The sequence below is a fragment of the Galbibacter pacificus genome, assembly GCF_029603165.1.
GTDB classification, from domain to species: Bacteria; Bacteroidota; Bacteroidia; order Flavobacteriales; family Flavobacteriaceae; genus Galbibacter; species Galbibacter pacificus.
Window position 1 is genome coordinate 366,538 of the sequence record NZ_JAQSVC010000003.1, and the last position, 20,933, is coordinate 387,470.

At 39.9% G+C, this 20,933-nt stretch carries 22 protein-coding genes and 1 tRNA gene; 4 read left to right on the forward strand and 19 right to left on the reverse strand.

From position 1 onward, the window contains the following. Positions 1-13: 13 nt before the first annotated feature. Positions 14-838, forward strand: a complete 825-nt coding sequence (locus PSF86_RS10000) for a ZIP family metal transporter (protein ID WP_277899935.1) — start codon at positions 14-16, stop codon at positions 836-838. A gap of 13 nt (positions 839-851) precedes the next feature. On the opposite strand, the gene PSF86_RS10005 is transcribed toward PSF86_RS10000, so the two are convergent. The 7 genes from PSF86_RS10005 to PSF86_RS10035 all read right to left on the reverse strand — a co-directional run bounded on the left by PSF86_RS10005 (position 852) and on the right by PSF86_RS10035 (position 5,401). Next, positions 852-1,298, reverse strand: a complete 447-nt coding sequence (locus PSF86_RS10005; protein ID WP_277899936.1) for a YybH family protein — start codon at positions 1,296-1,298, stop codon at positions 852-854. 43 nt (positions 1,299-1,341) lie between these two features. Further along, positions 1,342-1,479 (reverse strand): hypothetical protein, encoded by a 138-nt coding sequence (locus PSF86_RS10010; protein WP_277899937.1) that lies wholly within the window; start codon positions 1,477-1,479, stop codon positions 1,342-1,344. Positions 1,480-1,508: 29 nt separating this feature from the next. Continuing rightward, positions 1,509-2,021 carry a DUF6155 family protein gene (locus tag PSF86_RS10015; protein WP_277900215.1) on the reverse strand — a complete coding sequence of 171 codons (513 nt, stop codon included), beginning with the start codon at positions 2,019-2,021 and terminating at the stop codon, positions 1,509-1,511. A 1-nt stretch (position 2,022) separates the two neighbouring features. Next, positions 2,023-2,172, reverse strand: coding sequence for a FeoB-associated Cys-rich membrane protein (locus PSF86_RS10020; protein ID WP_277899938.1), 150 nt, complete (start codon positions 2,170-2,172; stop codon positions 2,023-2,025). Positions 2,173-2,179: 7 nt separating this feature from the next. Beyond that, positions 2,180-4,279 (reverse strand): ferrous iron transport protein B, encoded by a 2,100-nt coding sequence (feoB, locus tag PSF86_RS10025; protein ID WP_277899939.1) that lies wholly within the window; start codon positions 4,277-4,279, stop codon positions 2,180-2,182. Beyond that, positions 4,276-4,521, reverse strand: coding sequence for a FeoA family protein (locus tag PSF86_RS10030; protein ID WP_277899940.1), 246 nt, complete (start codon positions 4,519-4,521; stop codon positions 4,276-4,278). The genes feoB and PSF86_RS10030 overlap by 4 nt, the downstream gene beginning before the upstream one ends. Before the next feature lie 205 nt (positions 4,522-4,726). After that, positions 4,727-5,401: an SCO family protein gene (locus tag PSF86_RS10035; RefSeq protein ID WP_277899941.1), complete on the reverse strand. Its 675-nt coding sequence runs from the start codon at positions 5,399-5,401 to the stop codon at positions 4,727-4,729. Between the two features lie 157 nt (positions 5,402-5,558). Here PSF86_RS10035 and rseP point away from each other — a divergent pair, with 157 nt between their 5' ends. Together rseP and PSF86_RS10045 are read left to right on the forward strand one after the other, a co-directional pair. Beyond that, complete coding sequence (gene rseP / locus PSF86_RS10040; protein WP_277899942.1) at positions 5,559-6,884, forward strand: RIP metalloprotease RseP; 1,326 nt, start codon at positions 5,559-5,561, stop codon at positions 6,882-6,884. 123 nt (positions 6,885-7,007) lie between these two features. Continuing rightward, a tRNA-Asn gene (locus PSF86_RS10045) sits at positions 7,008-7,081 on the forward strand. A 192-nt stretch (positions 7,082-7,273) separates the two neighbouring features. Here PSF86_RS10045 and PSF86_RS10050 read toward each other — a convergent pair. The 12 genes from PSF86_RS10050 to PSF86_RS10105 all read right to left on the reverse strand — a co-directional run bounded on the left by PSF86_RS10050 (position 7,274) and on the right by PSF86_RS10105 (position 18,693). Then, on the reverse strand, positions 7,274-8,098 hold the full coding sequence (locus PSF86_RS10050) for a hypothetical protein (RefSeq protein ID WP_277899943.1): 825 nt from the start codon (positions 8,096-8,098) through the stop codon (positions 7,274-7,276). Positions 8,099-8,125: 27 nt separating this feature from the next. After that, positions 8,126-9,067, reverse strand: coding sequence for a DUF5829 family protein (locus PSF86_RS10055; RefSeq protein WP_277899944.1), 942 nt, complete (start codon positions 9,065-9,067; stop codon positions 8,126-8,128). Between the two features lie 67 nt (positions 9,068-9,134). Then, positions 9,135-10,547, reverse strand: a complete 1,413-nt coding sequence (locus tag PSF86_RS10060; protein WP_277899945.1) for an alkaline phosphatase — start codon at positions 10,545-10,547, stop codon at positions 9,135-9,137. A 28-nt stretch (positions 10,548-10,575) separates the two neighbouring features. Next, positions 10,576-11,013 carry a hypothetical protein gene (locus PSF86_RS10065; RefSeq protein WP_277899946.1) on the reverse strand — a complete coding sequence of 146 codons (438 nt, stop codon included), beginning with the start codon at positions 11,011-11,013 and terminating at the stop codon, positions 10,576-10,578. After that, on the reverse strand, positions 11,003-12,232 hold the full coding sequence (locus PSF86_RS10070) for an ABC transporter permease (protein ID WP_277899947.1): 1,230 nt from the start codon (positions 12,230-12,232) through the stop codon (positions 11,003-11,005). Before PSF86_RS10070 ends, PSF86_RS10065 begins: the two co-directional genes overlap by 11 nt. Beyond that, positions 12,229-12,858, reverse strand: coding sequence for an ABC transporter ATP-binding protein (locus PSF86_RS10075; protein WP_277899948.1), 630 nt, complete (start codon positions 12,856-12,858; stop codon positions 12,229-12,231). Before PSF86_RS10075 ends, PSF86_RS10070 begins: the two co-directional genes overlap by 4 nt. A 164-nt stretch (positions 12,859-13,022) precedes the next feature. Further along, complete coding sequence (locus PSF86_RS10080) at positions 13,023-13,979, reverse strand: DUF4625 domain-containing protein (protein ID WP_277899949.1); 957 nt, start codon at positions 13,977-13,979, stop codon at positions 13,023-13,025. A gap of 13 nt (positions 13,980-13,992) precedes the next feature. After that, positions 13,993-14,472 (reverse strand): DUF4625 domain-containing protein, encoded by a 480-nt coding sequence (locus tag PSF86_RS10085; protein WP_277899950.1) that lies wholly within the window; start codon positions 14,470-14,472, stop codon positions 13,993-13,995. A 53-nt stretch (positions 14,473-14,525) separates the two neighbouring features. Continuing rightward, on the reverse strand, positions 14,526-15,305 hold the full coding sequence (locus PSF86_RS10090; protein WP_277899951.1) for a DUF4625 domain-containing protein: 780 nt from the start codon (positions 15,303-15,305) through the stop codon (positions 14,526-14,528). A gap of 25 nt (positions 15,306-15,330) precedes the next feature. Beyond that, positions 15,331-17,703 carry a TonB-dependent receptor gene (locus PSF86_RS10095; protein WP_277899952.1) on the reverse strand — a complete coding sequence of 791 codons (2,373 nt, stop codon included), beginning with the start codon at positions 17,701-17,703 and terminating at the stop codon, positions 15,331-15,333. A 206-nt stretch (positions 17,704-17,909) separates the two neighbouring features. After that, positions 17,910-18,212 (reverse strand): hypothetical protein, encoded by a 303-nt coding sequence (locus tag PSF86_RS10100; protein ID WP_277899953.1) that lies wholly within the window; start codon positions 18,210-18,212, stop codon positions 17,910-17,912. A 139-nt stretch (positions 18,213-18,351) separates the two neighbouring features. Beyond that, on the reverse strand, positions 18,352-18,693 hold the full coding sequence (locus PSF86_RS10105) for a MerC domain-containing protein (protein WP_277899954.1): 342 nt from the start codon (positions 18,691-18,693) through the stop codon (positions 18,352-18,354). Between the two features lie 240 nt (positions 18,694-18,933). Between PSF86_RS10105 and PSF86_RS10110 the strand changes: the two genes are divergently transcribed. Next, positions 18,934-20,889, forward strand: a complete 1,956-nt coding sequence (locus tag PSF86_RS10110; RefSeq protein ID WP_277899955.1) for a M1 family metallopeptidase — start codon at positions 18,934-18,936, stop codon at positions 20,887-20,889. Positions 20,890-20,933: the final 44 nt, after the last annotated feature.

A 20,933-nucleotide genomic window follows, 5' to 3' on the forward strand; every position in this document is an offset into this window, starting at 1 on the left:
TTAACTAACCATTATGTTTGAAACGATTATAAATTTTTTTGAAGAAATAGATCCTGTTATCGGTGCGTTGCTGGCCACCACTTTTACATGGCTGATAACGGCTTTGGGGGCATCGTTTGTATTCTTTTTTAAAGAGATGAAACGAAGCGTGCTCGACGGAATGCTTGGCTTTACCGGAGGCGTCATGGTGGCCGCTAGTTTTTGGAGCTTATTGGCCCCCGCTATAGAAATGAGCACAGGCGATGGATTTGCCAAAGTACTTCCATCAGCAATCGGTTTTGGCCTTGGCGCTTTATTCCTTTTTGGTTTGGACAAATTTTTACCGCACCTGCATATTAACTTTAAGCCCAGTGAAAGCGAAGGTGTGCAAACCAACTTGCACCGTACCATTTTACTAGTCCTGGCAATTACCTTGCACAATATTCCTGAAGGATTGGCGGTTGGCGTATTATTTGGCGGAGTAGCGGCCGGGATTCCCGAAGCTTCCATTGCCGGAGCCGTTGTTTTGGCCATAGGGATAGGAATCCAAAATTTCCCCGAGGGAATTGCCGTTTCCATGCCGTTGCGCCGACAAGGGTTAAGCCGAAAAAAAAGTTTTTATTACGGGCAACTTTCTGCCATTGTCGAGCCCATTGCCGGAGTTGTAGGTGCCTTGGCGGTAAGCTTTTTTACACCGGTTTTGCCATATGCACTTGCTTTTGCGGCCGGCGCCATGATTTTTGTAGTGGTCGAAGAAGTTATTCCCGAAACCCAACAAGATAAATATACCGATATTGCCACCCTGGGTTTTATGGGCGGATTTATTGTCATGATGACATTGGATGTGGCTTTGGGGTAAAAAATTTGTTAGCTTAATTCGCCGACGAGGTATGGTCGCTTATAATTAACCACTCATTGTCGAACTTATGCCAAACAAGGGTAAAATAACCGTGAAGGTCGCCAATGCTTCTTTTTAAATGGAAAGAACCTATCATTTGGGCAACGCCTTCTTTTACCTGCTGAAGTTTAATGACTTTAAAGGTTAATTTTCCCATAGCAGTTGTGTCTGGATAACTTTTTAAATAACGCGCTTTGGTAGCCTCCCAACCAAAAACAGCACCTGAAGAACCTACAAAAGCCAAGTTTTTGGACTTCCAATAGCCTTCCATAAAAGCAGGGATATCGCCACGGTTCCATGCACCCTCTTGATTGTAAAAGACTTTTAATATCTCCGATTCATTTATGGCAGAAAGTTTTTCCTGAGCAGAAGAAATCCCCAGGTTTACAATTAGAAAAAGCAAGGTTATGCATTTTGTCATTTTATGTTTTTTATGGTAGCTGCCTTAAAAATAATACTTTTTATTACTTGTTCAATATATCCATAATCTCATCTCTTTCCACAGTCTTGTTTCTATTTGCCTGTTGCATTAAAAGGAACAGTCCATGGTCTTCTTTTTCTTCATAAGTAAATTCAGGAAATCTTTTTTTTTCATAATGCATTCAAATTTAGGAAAGTTACTTTTATTATATCAATCTACCATATCCAAAGAGCGTTCCATCGTGTACAAAAATGGCCATTCTTGTATTTGCGCTTCTTGATATACAGCCAATAAACGCTGCTTGAATTCGTCTATCAATCCATGCACCAAGGTAAATTTAACAGCCTCGTCAAAAGATTTGGCCATGCTTTTGTAAAATGCATCTTGTTTTACTGCCTTTTCTTTGTTAAATGTTTGGGCTATTTCTAAATTGAACCACATCACATCGGCTATCATTACGGGGTTCACCCCCAAATCCATAAAATGTTTAATATACTTTTGTGCTACAGACCGCCTTGCTTTGGGTCTTTTTCTTTTTATAGGGAAGTATTCATTGGCAATTTTTGCCTTACATTCGTCTATTAATTTATCTTCTTTCGGGTTAAAAACAAAATCGTAGTAAACCTTTACTTCTTTAAACCGATTGTACAATTCTATTATTTGCGTCTCTAATTCCTTTTTCTTTAATGTTTCCAGGTATTTCTTTAGGTCGCGTTTGGACATATCAATGACATTTACAATCGTCGTCGCCACAGGCATTTCCGCCCTTTTTTCCTCCTAAAAAGGACAATGTTTTTGGGAAAACAAATTTTAAAACCAAATAAGCAACTGCCATAAAAACAACCAGATACACCAAGATAGTCTGCAACTCCATTCTTTTGTTATTTAATTAATTGATATGCTATTAAAGCTGTAATATAAGCAAAACACGTCATAAATACCAATTGTCCCATGGGCCATTTCCAGCCGTTGGTCTCCCTTTTTACAATAGCTACCGTACTCATGCACTGCATGGCAAAAGCATAAAATAACAACAAAGAAATTCCTGAAGCCAAGTTAAACAATGGTCCGCCGGTAATCGGGTTCCGCTCGTCTGCCATTCTGTTTTTAATGGTTTCTTCTTCGTCGCTCCCCACACTATAAATAGTGGCCAGTGTTCCAACAAAAACTTCTCTTGCGGCAAACGAACTTATAAGCGCAATGCCTATTTTCCAATCGTAACCCAAAGGCCTTATGGCGGGTTCAATGGCATGACCTGCAATACCAATATATGAATTTTCAAGCTTGTAAGCTGCTATTTTTGTTGAAAGCTCCTCTTCGGTAAGCTTTTGGCTATCGGGTTGCGAAGTTATTACAGCTTCGGCATTATCGAATTTTTCTGAAGGTCCATTGGATGCCAAAAACCATAAAATGATAGAAATTGCCAAGATGATTTTTCCTGCCCCAAAAACAAAACTTTTGGTTTTTTCTACCACCGTTATCAATACGTTTTTTACCAATGGCAATTTATAATTGGGCATTTCTACTACAAAAAAGGTCCTGCTTTTTACTTTTAAAACTTTATTCAATGCCCAAGCCGAAAATACCGCGGTTAAAAAGCCAAGCAAGTACAAGGCCATAAGTGTAATGCCTTGTAGGTTCATGCCCAGAAAGCGTTTATCTGGAATTACCAAAGCAATAATGATAAGATATACCGGGAGACGTGCCGAGCAGGTAACAAAAGGGGTTACCAAAATGGTGATAAGCCGTTCTTTCCAGCTTTCTATATTTCGGGTGGCCATAACTGCCGGAATTGCACAGGCCGTTCCGGAGATTAAGGGCACAACACTTTTTCCGCTCAAGCCAAAACGCCTCATTATGCGGTCCATTAAAAAAACAACCCGGCTCATGTAGCCCGATTCTTCTAAAATGGAAATGAAAAGGAACAAAAAGGCTATTTGTGGTATAAATATAACAATCCCGCCAAGTCCGGGAATAATCCCTTCTGCTATTAAATCGGTTAGTGCGCCTGCCGGAAGCGTTTCTTTGGCCCATTCGCTAAAAGAAGCAAACAGCCCATCTATAAAATCCATGGGATAGCTGCTCCAATCGTATATGGCTTGAAAAATGGTAAGTAAAATTAAAAAGAAGACAACATAGCCCCATATTTTGTGGGTTAAAATGCGGTCTATGGTAGCACGGAAGCCTTTCGCTGCATTAATGTCCACTTCATAGCCTTCTTTTAAAACGCCATTGATGAACTGATAACGCAGCACGGTTTCTTTATGCTGCATTTTTTTGAGTTCGGACTGGGATTTTGTGGAGAATGCCGATGTATCCTTAATCAAATTACGGTCTAAATTGGCAAAATTGGCATCCTGGGTTATTACCAGCCACAGTTTGTATATATCCTGATTTGGAAAGGCAGCTCTTAATCCGTTAAAATAATCGGTATCTACCAAAGTGGTGTCCACACATGGTGTTGTTGAAAGGTTTTTATAATTGGCAATAAGTTCTTTTAACTGGTTTATTCCCGTTTTTTTACGCGTGCTTACCAACGCAATCTTAGTATGCAAGCGTTCTTCCAGTGTATCTATATCAAGGGATATGCCCTTACGTTCCATGCGGTCGGCCATATTGACAACAAGAATGGCCGGGATTTTTAAATCTTTTATTTGTGTAAAGAGCAGCAAGTTTCTCTTTAGGTTTTCCACATCGGTAATAACCACAGCAACATCTGGAAAATCTTTGTCTTTTTTGTTGAGCAATAATTCAATTACCACATTTTCGTCCAACGAAGTGGCATTTAAGCTATAGGTCCCGGGCAAATCTATAATATGTGCTTTTACGCCTCGCGGAAGTTTGCAAACGCCTTCTTTTTTTTCTACGGTAATGCCGGGATAGTTACCAACTTTTTGGTTGAGCCCGGTCAATTGGTTGAAGATGGATGTTTTTCCGGTATTGGGGTTCCCGATGAGGGCTACATTGATCTGCTTACTCATACGGATTGACTTTCTGGAATTACATCGATTTCTATTTGAAGGGCCGTTTCACGGCGGATTGCCAAAAATGACCCGTTTATGTTTAAATATAAGGGGTCTTTGAACGGTGCAATTTGCAATAATTCTACCTCATTGCCCGGCAGGCATCCCATTTCTAACAGTTTAATAGGAATAATATCTGTGGAAAACTCTTTGATAATGGCCCGCTGGCCCCTCTTTAAATTTGCAATCGTCAACTTCAAAACCTTATTTAGATTGATTTTAAGTAAGCAAAAGTAAGATAAAATTTAGGTTTGAGGAAATAAATTAAATTTAGTTTGCTGGTTTTAAAAGTTAAATGTTTGCCAAGACGTACAAACAGTAGCTGCCAGCCCTGAATCGAACAGATTCCACCGCCCTATTTGCAAAAGCAGGAAAAAGCTGGCGTTTTTCTGATATGCCCTTGTACTACTTGGCATATTCGTTTTTTAAAACCTGAATGTCGTGTAGCAGTTTATCTATTTCTTCTTGTTTTGTACCATCGTAAAACCCGCGGATCTGCTTTTTTTTATCTACCAGGACAAAATTTTCGGTATGTATCATGTCGAAAGGTCCGCCATCGCCAACGGTCTTAACCGCTAGGTAGCTTTTTCGGGCAAGCTCGTAAATTTGTTTCTTATCACCTGTAAGCATATTCCACTTACTGTCTATTACCCCTTTTTCTTTGGCATAGGCCTTAAGGCGCGGCACCGAATCTATTTTTGGCGTTACCGAGTAGGACAAGAGCTTAACATCGGGATCATTTATAATTTTATGCTGAATTTTAACCATGTTGTCGGTCATGATCGGGCAAATTGACAGACATGTGGTAAAAAAGAAATCGGCCACGTAAATTTTGTCTTCATAATCGGCCTCGGTAATGGTGTCTCCATTTTGATTGATTAACTTGAAGGGAGCTATTTTGTGGTATTTCCTTATGTATTGAATACTGGTATCTACCAGTGATGCATTTACCATGGATGGCTCATAAACCGGCAGGCGCTCCTTTGGCTTTAGTGCTTGGTATATTAAACTTACAATGATGGCCGAAAGCACTAGAAGTGTAATGAAGAGATATTTGAACTTGCTAAAAAACTGAAGCATTTATGTTTTTTTCTGAGTTGCAAAAGTACAACAATAGCATTTAAAAAAGGCAATTTTATCATAAAAGCGTCATAAAAATCAACTGCTTATCTATTTTCATTGTGCCAAATAGATTGAAAACATTACTTTTGTGCGATTTCAAATTGAAACCATTTTTATGAGTCCGATTTTAGTTAAGGCATTACAACTTTTTTTAAGTTTATCCATATTAATTATTCTGCATGAATTAGGGCATTTTATCCCTGCAAAATTATTTAAGACCCGCGTTGAAAAATTCTTTTTATTCTTCGATGTAAAGTTTGCTTTGTTTAAAAAGAAAATAGGCGAGACCGTTTATGGTATTGGCTGGCTACCACTGGGGGGCTATGTGAAAATATCTGGGATGATAGACGAAAGCATGGACAAAGAGCAAATGGCACAACCGCCACAGCCTTGGGAGTTTCGCTCTAAACCGGCATGGCAACGGCTTATAATTATGTTGGGGGGCGTAACGGTAAACCTTATTTTAGGATTCTTTATTTATGCCATGGTCTTATACGTATGGGGAAGCAATGAATTTCCACAGGATATTTATCCCAATGGATTTAAGGTAGCCGAACAGTTAAAGCAATACGGTTTTAGGGACGGTGACAAAATTCTAAAGATAGACGGCAAAAAACCTGAAGACATTATGGATGTCGGGAGGATTATTGTAGTACGCGATATCGAAAATGTAGAAGTGGCCCATGCCAATGGCAAGACCGAAATTTTAAGTGTACCGGACAGTCTGGGCACCTATTTGTACAAGGAAGGGGCTATAAGACCTTTTACCCCGAGAATAGCACCGGTTCTGGACAGCATTGTACCAGATAGCCCCGCAGCCAAGGCAGGGCTAGAAGCAAACGACGAAATTGTTTCAGTGAACGGAACTGCCATTACTTTTTGGGACGAGTTTACAGACGTTGTAAAGCAAAATGAAAACACACCGATTCATCTGGTAATAAAGAAGAACAAAATAACAGATACTATTTCGGTTACCCCCGGCGAAAATAAAACAATAGGCGTTTACCCAAAGGCCTCTTTTACCATTAAAGACATTACCAAGAAAAAATATTCTTTCACAGAAGCAATTCCGGCAGGTATCGAATACGGGTATTGGACCTTAAGGGACTATATAAGTTCCATGAAATTTATATTTACCAAAAAAGGAGCTACCGAAGTAGGTGGTTTTGGCACCATTGCCAAACTATTTCCCGACACATGGAATTGGCAAGGGTTTTGGCTTTCAACGGCCTTTATTTCTATTATTTTGGCATTTATGAACATCTTACCCATTCCGGCACTGGACGGGGGCCATGTGATGTTCTTGTTATATGAAATGATCACCGGCAGAAAACCAAGTGAAAAATTCTTGGAATATGCACAAATGGTTGGGTTCTTTTTATTAATTGCCTTACTTTTGTACGCCAACGGAAACGATATATACAAGGCGATTTTTAAATAAAATAAAAAAAGATATTTTTTGTTTGCCTTACCGAAAAAAACATATATATTTGCATCCGCAAAAAAGGAATAAAATCTTTCTCAACAGCCCGATTAAAGCTCGTTGAGCAAATTAAAATAAAATTCCTCCTTAGCTCAGTTGGTTAGAGCATCTGACTGTTAATCAGAGGGTCCTTGGTTCGAGCCCAAGAGGGGGAGCAAAATTAGAAATCCAGTCTACAAAATAGACTGGATTTTTTGATTTATAAGTATATACAATGCATGTTTAGCTACAATTACTGCACCTATATGCATTTCCATTGAAAAGTCAACTTGTCAAGTTTTTGGGAGAAATTAGGTTCCTAATTAGGTTCCCATTTTCAAAACTGAATTGTATGCCAATTGTTCAACTTAGTTTTTCAAAATCACTGTTCTGGTCACTTTATTGAAAGGGCCCGGAATCAAATTGCCATTACTATCAACAAGCTCTAAACTAATAATGACTTCTCCTTTTGGCAACCCCTTGATAACATAAGGAGCCCATTGAGTTATTAAAAACTCATCTCCATTGATAGTAGCCCTCACTTTGTTTCCATCTTCGGAAAGTTCTGTATTCAACACAAAAAAATCCAACAACAAGTTTTCGGTATCTTTGCCAGCATACTCCCCTTTGGGGCGACTGTAAATTAATGTTGGTGCATCCATATCCATTTGTAAAGTATCTTTAGGATTGGTTCCTACTTCTAGTTTTTTTACCACGAAAGAATTGTCGTTTTTAACCGACTCATGGTACGACCGGCTTAAAAACGCCACTAAATAATGTACACCATCAGGGATTTCCTTTCTGAAATTGGCTTCATAATGTGCCGAGTAGGGCTGGTTATTTAGTATAAAGTGAATATGTTGCCCCTTATCAGAGTTAGCTAGTAAATTTGTATTGGAACTCTCTGTCTGCGCCCCCAATTTGTAGTTCTTTACGGTAAATGAAAAATCAACTTCTCCACTTTTAGCAATCTTTCCACTTTGAGGAGCGTCCATTGAAAGCACCGCATCAGAATAGGCCGGGGAACCATCTAGCTTATGGAGGGTAATTTTATTTTTAGCCTTCATATCAGTAACTTCATTTTCAGTTTTAACAGCTTCTTTATGATCACTTTTCTTCTGTTCTTTGCAAGCCATAATGCTTAATGTAGCTACCAATGCAGCTATAATTAGATTTATTTTACTTCTTTTCATAAAATTTAATTTTTAAGGGTTATTTTTTTATTTGTAAAGCTTGGAAAAGTCCCATACTGACTCTTTACCATTGTTTTTAATCAATAAATTTCCCAACTCGACTTGTTCATAGTTTAAATTGTTTAATTTACAATACAACTTGTTAACTCTACTAAATTCCACTTTAGTAGATGGTGAAATAGAAATTACAATATCCCCACTAGCAATGCTGAGTGTCTCATTCTCTTTTTTTATAAGTTCACAGCCTAAATGACGCATTTCTTGTGCAATACGGTTATAGTCTTTTATCGTGCAAATTAATTCCAATTTTTCCACGCCTTGAAAAAGCTTTTCGTTGGTGTAACTTCCCTTAAGATATGTTTCCCTTGAATAGGTAGTATAGTCATCACCATATAAAACTTCTAAAAACGATGGGTTATAAAATGCATACCACGTGTATAATGCAGTTCCTGGGCTTGGGGTATAAAATGCCTTAAACCAAGTTTGTTTCGTATCGCCAAAAGGCATGTCTACAGTTTCATTTGCCGATAGATAAGATGTTCCATTTGCTTTTAATCTGGGTTCAATTCCCAAATGAAAATGCTCATCCTTATTCTCTAAAGAATATCCCAAACCGCTTTTGCCCACAGGCTCGCTAAATATATTGTTTGGACCTAAAATTTCTATGTAGTGTTTATGCCCTCTAACATAGCAAGAAGCAGCGGTTTTATTTGCTTCCTGAAAATTGGGCAGCCCCATGTCCATAGAAGCGTATGAGTTACGCCATTCTTTGTTCTCCATAAATTTGGCATAGGAAAGACTATCCACTACAACATACAGATGGTTAAATACTACTTTTGATACATCTTTACCAAAATATTCTACTATTTTATCTTTACTGAATGGCTTATCGTTAGCATTATCGGTTTTTCCCTTGCACGAAACTATCAATAGCATAATGAGTAAAAGAAACTGACTGTAAAAATTCATATTAAAATTATTTTAAAAATGTTCAGAACATATTGCACCATATTTATAATGAATTTTGTAATGATCGTTAAAAAATATTTGCAACTTCAGCAGCTTGCAACATCTGGTAATGCAACGCTGTATTTTTAACAAAAGGTTTTAATAAATCACTGCCGGGGCCATACATTGCCAGCTCGACATAATCTGCCGAATGGTTCATACTTATCCATCCTACGGAATTATGCTGCTTTTGAATCTCGGCTAAAATACTAAAAGGCAAATGTTTGGGATTGTACAAACCATCTTCTTGGTTCAAATTAGCATAATATCCCAGTAATTTACTAGCCTCTTGATCGGTTAGTGCTATATTATTGGCATACGCCACACGCTCCTTCAATTGTGAGGTGTTCGTTTTTGCATTAATCCCATTTAAAATCCATTCATTGGAGTGTTTATAATTTTGAATTGAATCAAAATTTTTATTTACATCCTTCCCATAAATCAGGCCCGGATTTGCATTTCCATGATCTGTGGTAATGATAACCAATGTTTCTTGGTCGTTTTCTGCAAATTCCATCGCTGCTCCAATGGCCGCATCAAACGCTGCCTGGTCGTATATCAATCCAGCTATATCATTACCATGTGCAGCCCAATCCACTTTTCCCCCTTCAACTAAAAGTACAAAACCTTCTTGGTGCTGTTTCATTGTATCGATGGCTTTACGGGTCATTTCTTCAAGAGTGGGAAATTCGGTTTGAAGAGCCGTATCGTTGTTGTAATCTATGGTATATGGCAATGATTCTTCCCCAAAAATACCAAGCAGCGGTTTATTGGCATCGGCATGAAGCAGTTCGTTACGAGTCTTTACCACATTGTATCCCGCAGTTTTGTACTGCCTGTACATATCTGTTTTATCTTTTCGCTTATCGGATGAAAAATACTTATTCCCGCCTCCCATGATCACATCGATCCCTTGTTTCAGATAATCCTCAGCAATTTGCTCCTGGGCATTTCTTGATTTCGAGTTGATGCAAAAACCTGCCGGGGTAGCGTGGGTTGCCGGTACGGTGGTAACGACCCCTGCTTTTTTTCCCGCCTTTTTAAACTTTTGCCATAGAGGCAAATGTGCTTCCCCATTCCCGCTTACATTTAAAGATCCGTTCGGAACACGTACCCCGCCTCCCCATGAAGAACTGGCAGCTGCCGAATCGGTAACCAAAGAACTTGCCGAAGCGGTATCCATCAATGCCCTGGATACTTTATCCTCCTGGTATAACCTTAACCAATGGCTTGCTTGTCCCGTTTTTCTTCTAAGGTATAAATCGGCCATGTTCAAGGTACCGATACTCATCCCGTCACTCACCAGCATAATAATATTCTTTGCTCGCTTATGGGTGTCCCGCAGGTTTCTTTCTGTTGCATATCCCGGCATTGCGGGACTTAACAATGAGGCCCCGATAGCGGTAAGGGTCCCGTTTTTAAAAAAATCTCTTCTTTTCATTTTTTAGTATTTAATAGCGGTTAATGTATTATTGAACGATTGCGCCTTTACAATCTGTCAGGATGTAATTAAAATGCTCCACATCGTCTGCATTCAGTTTCAATATCCCGGATATGGTGACCAATTCATCTGTTGCAAACTTTGGTTTGAATGTAAAATGTAATTCTATTGCGGTTTCCGGCCCCGCCATGCCACAGAAGAAACAAGAGGCCATTGGGCTTTTAGATAAGATATATATCTTTTCATCTGGAGCGATATTTAAAAAATACCCCGAAATTGTTATTCGTTTGCCCTCCAAGGCTTTAACTGATTTTTCAAAATGAGGGTATAAAAAATAGGAATCGTATGCCGAAAAATACTTTTCCGAATAATTAACGGCTCCCAAGTCCTCCCATGTCACCTTTTGCTGTGCGGAACATAAAAAAGTACATAAAAGCAGGCACCACAAGATTTTATTATTTTTCATTGCTTAATATATTAGATATGTTCATCTTTAAAATAGGTGGAATGGCCATTGTTATTGATAGCATTATCATAAACAGTACTAATACCCCAATCTGCAATGCTTCTTGCCAGGGGAATTTTTGAATATCTATCTGTTTGAAGTTTTCTTGCAGTATTTCAAAAATATAGTACATCCCCATTTGAGAAAGTAAAACTCCCACCATCCAAGCTATTAGCCCTATTAAAAATCCTTCGTAAGCTACTATTTTGACCAATTGCAGGTTACTGGCCCCATACGTTCGGAGCAGTGCCAGATCGAAAGCGCGTTCTTTTACCATTTTAAAAAGACTGATAAAAATAGTGATGCACGAAATAACAAGTACCGTGTACGCCAACCAAGTTATTGCCTGTACGCCCACTCCGGTATATTGAAACAAACGTTCCATTTCATATTTAGGCAGTACGGCCTGCATATTGGTGTTTTCGTTTATCTGCCTTGGCAGGGTCAGAAAAGCTGACGGGCTTCTAAAAGAGACCAACATTGAAGTAATTTCTTTATGGCCATCTTCTTCGTGCCCCTCTTCTTCATGTTCTTCATGTTTATCATGTTCATTATCATGATGACCGTGGTGATGCACCTCCCAGATGCTTTCTAATGCTGTAATAATCAATCGATCGATTACTTTATAGGCAGGTTTATAAATTCCCACGACGGTGAGTGGTTCAGAATGTTGGTGCGCCCCTTCTTCTACCAATCCGTGAGAGCTTAAAAAGGTATCGCCTATGCTAAGTTTAAGTTTTTCTGCCACCGAATGGCCCAAAACCACCTCCATGGGTTTTTGAACGCTTCTCCCCTTTTGGAGCTCGGCATTGTACAATGGGGCAAACCCTTGGGTGGTGCCGACAATTCTATATCCTTTATAATTATCGCCATACGATATGGGAACGGCCGACTTGATCAACGGGTTTTTGGCTATTTTTTTTGCCTGCCGATAAGGAATGTTTCCCGTTGGGTTGTCAATGTGTAAAGCAGAGGACAATACTAACTGTAACGGGCTCCCTTTTGCCCCGATAATCATATCTATTTTACCGGTACTATTCTCAAAATGCCTTCTTATGGAGGTATCCATCTGCCTAATCCCGATTAAAAGCCCGATACTAATGGCCAGCGAAATAAGGCTCAACAATGAATACAAGGGCTTATGAAATATGTTTTTAATACTAAGCTTACCGATATTCATAACATTATACTTTTTTGAAAGAAAGGCTTGATACGATGATCGTGCGTAATTACTATAAGGTTGGCATTATTTATCTCGGCCTGTTGCAATAATAAATTCAGTACCGAATGACAATTTTTATCATCCAGACTGGAGGTGGGCTCATCTGCCAATATCACTTTAGGTCGGTGCACCACTGCTAAAGCTATTCCCAACCGTTGTAATTGGCCAACGCTCAACTCGTTTATTTTTTTATCCTTACAATCCTCTAAGTTCAACTGACCGAGTAACGCTGAAACTTCATCGTGGTTATAATCAACATTGCTAAAAAATAGCCGTGTCTTGATATTCTCCATCACATTTAAGGAAGTAACGGCCCTATTTTGTTGAAAGACCAACCCTATGTTTTGACCGATAAACCTATCGAGTTCTTTACTTTTTAGCGTCTGCAAACAAGTTTTTTCTATAAATACGGAGCCGGTATTGGGTGTGAGCAAACCGGCAATTAAATGCAATAATGTAGTTTTGCCTATTCCAGATGCGCCCAACACCAATAAATGTTCTCCGTTTTTCAGGGAAATATCGGGAAAACTAAAACCATCCCCTTTTTTTGGATACCGATATGTAATGCTCTGAGAGTGAATCATGTTTCCATTTACATTTACTTTACATTAATGATAATAATAAAAGGTAGCGCCGAAATATTAGCGCTACCTTTCCATACAGATAAGAAACAAATTCAAATTCATTCCAATATTCAAAATCGAAATTGTACACTGAATTCTTATTGTCACATCCATATATACGCATCTTAAAACCCATCAATATTAAGTTCGAAATAATAATGAAGGCTAATATTATGTGTAAAATTGGTATAGACCACACCAAAGTAATACGCCCCTGTCTCCCAAGCTTTCCCGTTTGTTATGGAATTGGGCTGCGGAACGTTGTTGTCCATGGAAGCCCCGATGGTGAAATCGGGTGCCGGACGTTCCTGAACGCCGTTCTCGCCAAATATTACATTGCTGAAGGTATATACGTCTTCTTCATTTTCATGCTGAAAAACATCGTATACTATCACCTTTGAAAAATCGATGTCTTCGACGGTTTCGGGGAAATAGTTCAAGCTTTTTTTAACAAGAAGCAGGTACACTTGCCCGTCACCCTTTACGTTTTGGATAAAAACCATGGAATTTAATACCTCATTTTTTGAAAATTCAACGTTCTCCGGGCTCTCCAGCAATTCGTTAACATAATGAGAGTCGCCCTGGTCCGTATCCATGGTCCAGAGGTACAATAAGGGGTCTACGGGCAGGTTTGCCGGATCGACCAGCTCAACTTCCTTTATTTCTTCCACTTTGGCCCCATTTTGGTCGTTTACCGTGATGATAAAGTCGTATACCCCTTCAGCGGCATCTTCAGGAATATCAAAATGTTTATGGACATTGGTGTTTTTTAGGCCTTGATAGTCATCCCAAGTTGTCTCAAAATCCCAATCGTGGGAATAGGTTTCACCGCTTTGCGGCCATATTTTTACCTGGACTGTTTCAAGAAGGTCTCCCGCCACAGCATCCATTTCAAAATGAAAATCCCTGCCAATGACACCTACACCGTCATTTCCGGAACCGATTTCAATGTTCTCAATAGTAGGTTTTGGTGGCTCAACAATGGTCTGATCGTCATCTTGACTACAGGAAACCAATAATAAGGTGGCCAAAAATGCGGTAAGCAACGAGCAAGTGCTTCTTTTATAAGAAAATATTTTCATGGTCGGGATTTACTTATTCTACAATCTTTATATCGATAGAGGTTCTGGATTGCCAGCCAGTTTGATCGGTTACCGAATACTGGCAGTGATAATCACCGACGTCCACATCTTCGGGGATGGAAATCTCCATGTCTATTTCATATGAAGTCAGACTTCCTTCAATACTATGGTTTTCCATGAATATCATTGGGTTCACCGATTCCTTAACGGGATCCAGTTCGCATTGGGCACCTTGGTCGTCATGTGTATGGTGATCAAAATTGTTATGGATGTCCACACTATATGAAGCCAGCTCCATATTATCGGTAACCATGGCCTTAAAATGATAGGTTTCTCCCCTTGCCAATTCGGCACATGCCTGAGGAAACCCATCGTTGTATTTGACGGTAATTTCCGGTTTCTCTTCATCTTTATCAGCACTATCGTCACTTGAACAAGAAAACAGGACGACAGGAACAAGAAAGAGCATTAAGTATTTATAAAAGCGTTTCATTAAAAAAAGGTTTTAAACCGCATGGCGAAAACACCATGCGGTATATTAATATTTTAGGAGGCGGTTACATCGATATGTGTTTCGTATTCAACAACATTTCCCTCCTCGTCCTCTACTGTAAAGACTACATGGTATTCTCCGGCAGGTGCTGTAGCGGGCACGTCTATGTGTTCGTGAAACTCAACCTCTGTCTCTCCATGATAGCCTTCTTCAAAAGCTTCTTCATAATGCCATTCGGCCTCCCCTTCTCCCGGGGTCACCCCATGTGCATGCGCATCCACCGTAATGTTATGAATTCCATGAAGCGCGTTGATCATGAACTCGGCATGAAAATCACTTCCCCTTACAACAGAAGTATCAATGGAATAATCGCTAAGGGTAATGGGGGCCATTATTTGCAGGTGCCCTTCCACCTCTGTACTATTGCCAGCCTCATCGTTAACCGTTAAAACAACATGGTATTCCCCGGAAGGTATATTTTCGGGTACGTCTATGTGTTCGTGGAATGTCGGGTTGATTACAAGGTATTTTTCGTCTGTAAAGGTCTGTTCAAAGTCCCATTCTTCTTCCCCTTCAGTAGGCGTTAAATCGTGGGAGTGAATGGAGACTACAATACTGCTTACCGTAGCCTCGGCGTTGATTTCTGCTTCCATGTGCACATCAGAGCCTTTATAGGCAACCTGATCCGTAGAGTGCTCGCTCCCCTCTCCATATTCAAAATTTGAAATTTCGGGTGCTTTTAAGCTTAGGCCATTGTCGTCATCACTGCTACATGAGGATAATACAATTCCTAAAAAAGCGGCAATTGCTAAAAATCTAAAGTTTAATTTCATAATAATCATGTTTAAAATATTAATGTTAATAGAATGTTTGTGTTAGTGAAATAGAGATGTTCCTTCCGGCTTCCGGCACATCGATGAGCCTGTAAAAACTGGTATGGTTGTAGTATTTTGTATCGAACACATTGTTCAGTTTAAAGCGGACTTCAAGCGGGGCCGTATTTTTTAAGACGTTTATTTTTGTTTGCAACGATACATTTAATACCTGGTACCCATCGGTCACTTCTTCCGGGGGAACAATCTCTTCCTGTTTTGCCGTAATCCTATAATTGGCGGTAAATACCGGGTCTTGAAGGAATAGGATTTTGTAGAATTGGTAACTCGCAGAAAACAAACCGGACAATGGCGGCGAAAATGGTATGGTAAAGCCCTCTTTCTCACCACTTACCTGTTCGGAATGCACATATTCGGCAGAAGCTTCCAATTTTAGTCTGTTGAATAACCTGGTACCGGCCTGCACTTCTCCGCCATACCTAAAGACCTTGCTTTGTGTATACTCATATATCTGCAAAGTTTCGTAATAATTGGGCGTTGGGTTTAAATAAATAAAATTGTTGAAATAGTTCACGAACGGGCTCATGTTGATATTAAAAAGAGGTGCATCATGGCCGATTTCAACATCAATTTGGTATGACTCCTCCGGATCCAGCTCCAGGTTCCCTTTTTCATAGCGGTACATATGATAATTTACCCCATCGGAGGCCAGTTCATTGGCCAAGGGCATCCTGAAACTCTTCCCAAGGTTCAGCTTATATGTGGTATTCTTATGGATATAGCTCAAACCGACGGAACCGCTAAAGTTCCCGAAGTTTAAATCCTTGTCCTGGGCCCTTTGTAAGTAAACATAAGAAGTGGAGCCATCTCCGTTGTTTATTGTGGAGGGGTACCAATCGTAATAAGCCTGCGTGTTTATGTATCCATAATCATAACGCAGCCCTGCCTGTAAATGGAAATCGGGCTGTATTTCATATTGGTCGTAAACAAATACGCCAGCCATAAAACGTTTGTATGCCGGGATCAAGAAACCCCATCCGCCAATACCGTTATCCTGAAATTCTATCTGGAGCCCGGTTTCAATTGCATGCCCCCCAATTGCTTTGAGGTCATCTTTCACATTAAAAGTATAGGTGTTCTTGTTGAACTCCCTTTCTTTACTATTGGGTGGCTTAGGCATGTACCCATGGGGCACGGGCTCGGAATGCTCTTCCCTGTAGTTGTTTTGAAAGCCTACATCAAAATGCAGCAAATGCCCGTCCAAACTTATCGTTGTACTGTTGGACAGTTTAAAATGGTTTACATTATGAAAAGGCAGATCAATGTCCCTATTGGAAGTATCGTAATCTATGCTCGAGGTCCTAACCTCCAGTCCATGGGCATTGGCAAAAAATCCGTTCTTGGCATTTACATTGCTTATAAAAGTCTCGGTCTTCACCTTACCGGAAATAAAACCCAGGCTAAAACTTGCATTTGCTTCGCGTCCCGCCGTATTTCTTAAATAATTGTCATACAGTTCAAATATGTAATTCTCATAATTTATTTTATCTGTTGGAACCTTGTAATCCCCATAGTCCCTATATGTCAATCGGCCCCGGTAAAACCAGTTGTCCTTTAGGGAATATATCCCCCCCGATATACCCAAAAGGTCGTTGTTGCTTTCTGCCAAAAGGTTTACCTCGCCCTGAAGCGTGTCCTTTTCGGGCACGGGTGAAGGCTTTATGTCCACAACCCCGGCAATGGCATCCGAGCCATACATCAAGGATGCGGGACCCTTAACAATCTGGATACGGTCAATCCCATATTGGTCTATTTCCAGTCCGTGATCGCTCCCCCACTGCTGCGCTTCGTGTTTGATACCGTTTTGTACTACGCCTACACGGTTAAAGCCCAATCCACGGATTACAGGTTTGGACTGCCCCGAACCGATATTTATGGTACTGACGCCGGGAATCTTGTCCAAGGTCTGCATAAGGCTGTTTTCCCTGTTGGAATCCATAAATTCCTTTGAGGCCTCAATGGTTACGATCGGGGATTCCATAACCTGGCGATTTTTGGTTTTACCATGCAGTTCCACTTCTTCGAGCACCATATCGGTTTCGTTTAATTCCACGAGTATCCCGCTGATGTTTTTGCTAACCTCTATAGTCATTTCCTTTGGGGCATATCCCAGATAGGTCACTTTAAACATATGGCTCCCCTTTTGCAACTTCTTTACAATGAAGCTACCATCGATGGCTGATATTGCATAGGCACTGGCTCCAACAATATTTGCCCCCGAAATGGGCGCTTGGGTACGTGCATCGACAACAGTCCCACTGATTGAATAGGTTTCTTGCGCATAGGAATACGAACATAAGCCGATGCTTAAACATATTCCTAACAATTTATATAACATTGAATGTCAGGTATATTAAAATTTGTAGACAGTCCAGAGTACGGACCTTACTTTTGGGATATATCTTCAGAAAATCATAACCACATTTAATAAGTGCTTGGCCATTAAACTAATTTAGCCAGCGTTCTAGACAACCCTAGTTTAACGAACGGCGGTATTAATTGCCGTTATGGCAACTGAAACGATATATTAAAAATGAAAATGTATTAAGAAATAGGCGGAGGCCTGGAGAAAAGCTGGTTAGGAATGCCTTGGGAACAATAATGGAAATAATGCCCCTGAATTATCGGTCTTTCAACAAAAACCTCAACATTCTCAAATGTAATTTCTTCTGTTTGCGCAGGAAGGACCGGCGTATGCTCGTTTGCAACGGCATGGTCACAAACAATACAATGCGCCAAGTGGTCTTTGTCGTCACTATGGAGTATTACATGCAACCCAGCCAATTTCACCGTAACGAATAGAGCTAGGAACAAATAAGTAATACTATGTTTTAGACGATTTTTCATAGTTGCCATACAAACATACAAAAGATTATCCGATGAAAAGAAAAATGCTTTTAATTATTAATGTTAATTAAATCTTTGGCAATATTATTCTTAAAAATCTTAAAGACATAGAAAGACAGCCCTCTATTTTGACTGTATACTAACAATGCTTATGCGACCTGAAATTAATAAGGTGCCCCACAATAAGCCCGAATGCCCCAATAAATATCAAGTTGGTATGAACATGGAGCAGCATTTCCATGGCAATGGATGTAGCAATCAAAATCAAGGATATACAGACCAAGGCCTTTAAATAATATGGAGCGTTGCCCCTTACAATTCTATAAACGGGCCATCCCCCGATACATAGAAAACCTAAATCGATAAAGCCATTATGTGAAATTCCAATGGAAAACAAAAACAGTAATGGAGCAAGCAAACAATGTATCAAGCACAATATTGCTGCATACATTCCTATTAAATCAATGTATTTTTCCTTCATGAAAACGAAAATTAAATTAAAGAAGCAAACATAGTGAATTATTCATTAATGCGACAACATTGCATTAATAAATATTGTTTATTTTCAAACTCATCGTAATGACTTCCCATAAAAGCTTCTTCGATTTCAGCCAGCTGCTTTTAGAGTTTTCGTATAAAACCACAAGCTTTTTTCATTCAAATCATTAGTTTTGTTGCTTCGTGATGATAATCAAATTACATTTAATTTAATTTTTTTAGGATGAAGAACAAATCGTTGTATCAAAAAAGTAGAATATTGCTTTTCTTCTTTCTTGCATTTACGGGCATTTCTGTAGCGCAAGTGGTGGAAAACAACCAAGGTGAATTTAGTGAGTTTATGAACCGTACAGGAAACCGTTACCGTTCTGCATCGGGGCTTCCCGGCCCTGATTATTGGCAAAACAGGGTTGATTATAAAATTAAAGCAGCACTTGACGACCAAGCACATACGCTTACCGGGCAAATTACCATTAACTATACCAATAACAGTCCGGATGCACTTCCGTTTATATGGTTGTATTTGGAACAAAATCGTTTTACCGAAAATTCTAGGGGCACATTAACCACCCCCATTGGCGGAAACCGTTATGTTGGAGACACCGACGGCGGATACGAAATAACAAACCTTCAGGCTAAAAATGGACGGAACACTTCTACAAAACATATCATTACCGATACCCGCATGCAAGTATGGTTTAATGAACCTATCAAGGCAAATGGCGGAACTGCATCGGTTTCCATGGATTTTAAATATAAGGTACCTGAAAAGGGAATGGACCGCATGGGAAGGCTGGAGGTTGAAGACGGTACCATATACGCCATGGCGCAATGGTATCCAAGGGCCGCTGTATACGATGATATTGAGGGATGGAATGTTGAGCCTTATTTGGGGGCTGGTGAATTCTATCTGGAATACGGGAACTTCGATTACGAAATTACGGCCCCATACAATCATATTGTAGTCGGTTCTGGTCAGTTGATAAACGCCACCCAAGTAATGTCCACTACCATGAGAGACCGTATGGATAGGGCCAAAGAAAGTAATGAAACCGTTTATATCGTAAAACCGGAAGAGGTAAACGACACTTCCATAAGGGCCAAACAAAGTGGAACCCTTACTTGGCACTTTACCATGGAAAATTCTAGGGATGTTGCTTTTGCCTCATCCAAAGCATTTATTTGGGATGCCGCTAAAATAGATTTGCCTAGTGGGAAAAAGGCCCTGGCACAATCAGTTTACCCAAAAGAGAGCGTTGGATCTCATGCTTGGAGCCGTTCTACGGAATATTCAAAACAGGCCATTGAAAATTATTCAAACAGATGGTACGAATACCCATATCCTGTCGCTACTAATGTGGCCGCCGATATTGGGGGCATGGAATATCCCGGACTGAACTTTTGCAGATGGACCAGTACCGGAGCCGGGCTTTGGGGGGTGACCGACCATGAATTTGGACATAACTGGTTCCCGATGATTGTGGGTTCTAACGAAAGAAGGTATGCCTGGATGGACGAAGGTTTCAATACTTTTATCAATTATTACAGTACTTTGGATTTTGGTGAATATCCCGCCGGGCTTAATAAAACCAGAAACATGACAGGCTGGTTTAACAGCGATACGCGAGAAGGAATCGACACTTACCCGGATGTAACCAATTTGAGGAATTTAGGGATGACAGCTTATCGGAAACCGGCAATCGGACTTTTACTTTTAAGGGAGTATATTTTAGGGCCTGAACGATTTGATAATGCTTTTAAATCATACATAAAAACCTGGGCGTACAAGCACCCACAACCAGCCGATTTCTTTAATCATATCGAGAATGTTGGTGGTGAAAATCTTTCTTGGTTCTTTAAAAATTGGTTTTACGGCACCGGAAATATCGATTTGGCCATAGAAAGTGTAAGGCAAAATGAAGAAAAAACGGCATTTATAGTTACTGTTGCCAATAAAGGAGGAGTACCAATGCCCGTAAAAATGAAAATTACGTACCGCGACGGGACATCGGAAGAAAAAATACTCCCTGTTGAAATATGGCAACGTGGCGATACATGGAGTTTCTTGTTGGAAACAGACGTACTTCCAACAAGCATTGAAATTGACCCTGATAAGGTTTTGCCCGATGTAAACCCATCCAACGATGCTTGGCCAGGTCCTAATTTTTATCAGGACTAACTTGAAAATATATCACTAACTATAACTTAAAGACCGCCTTTTAG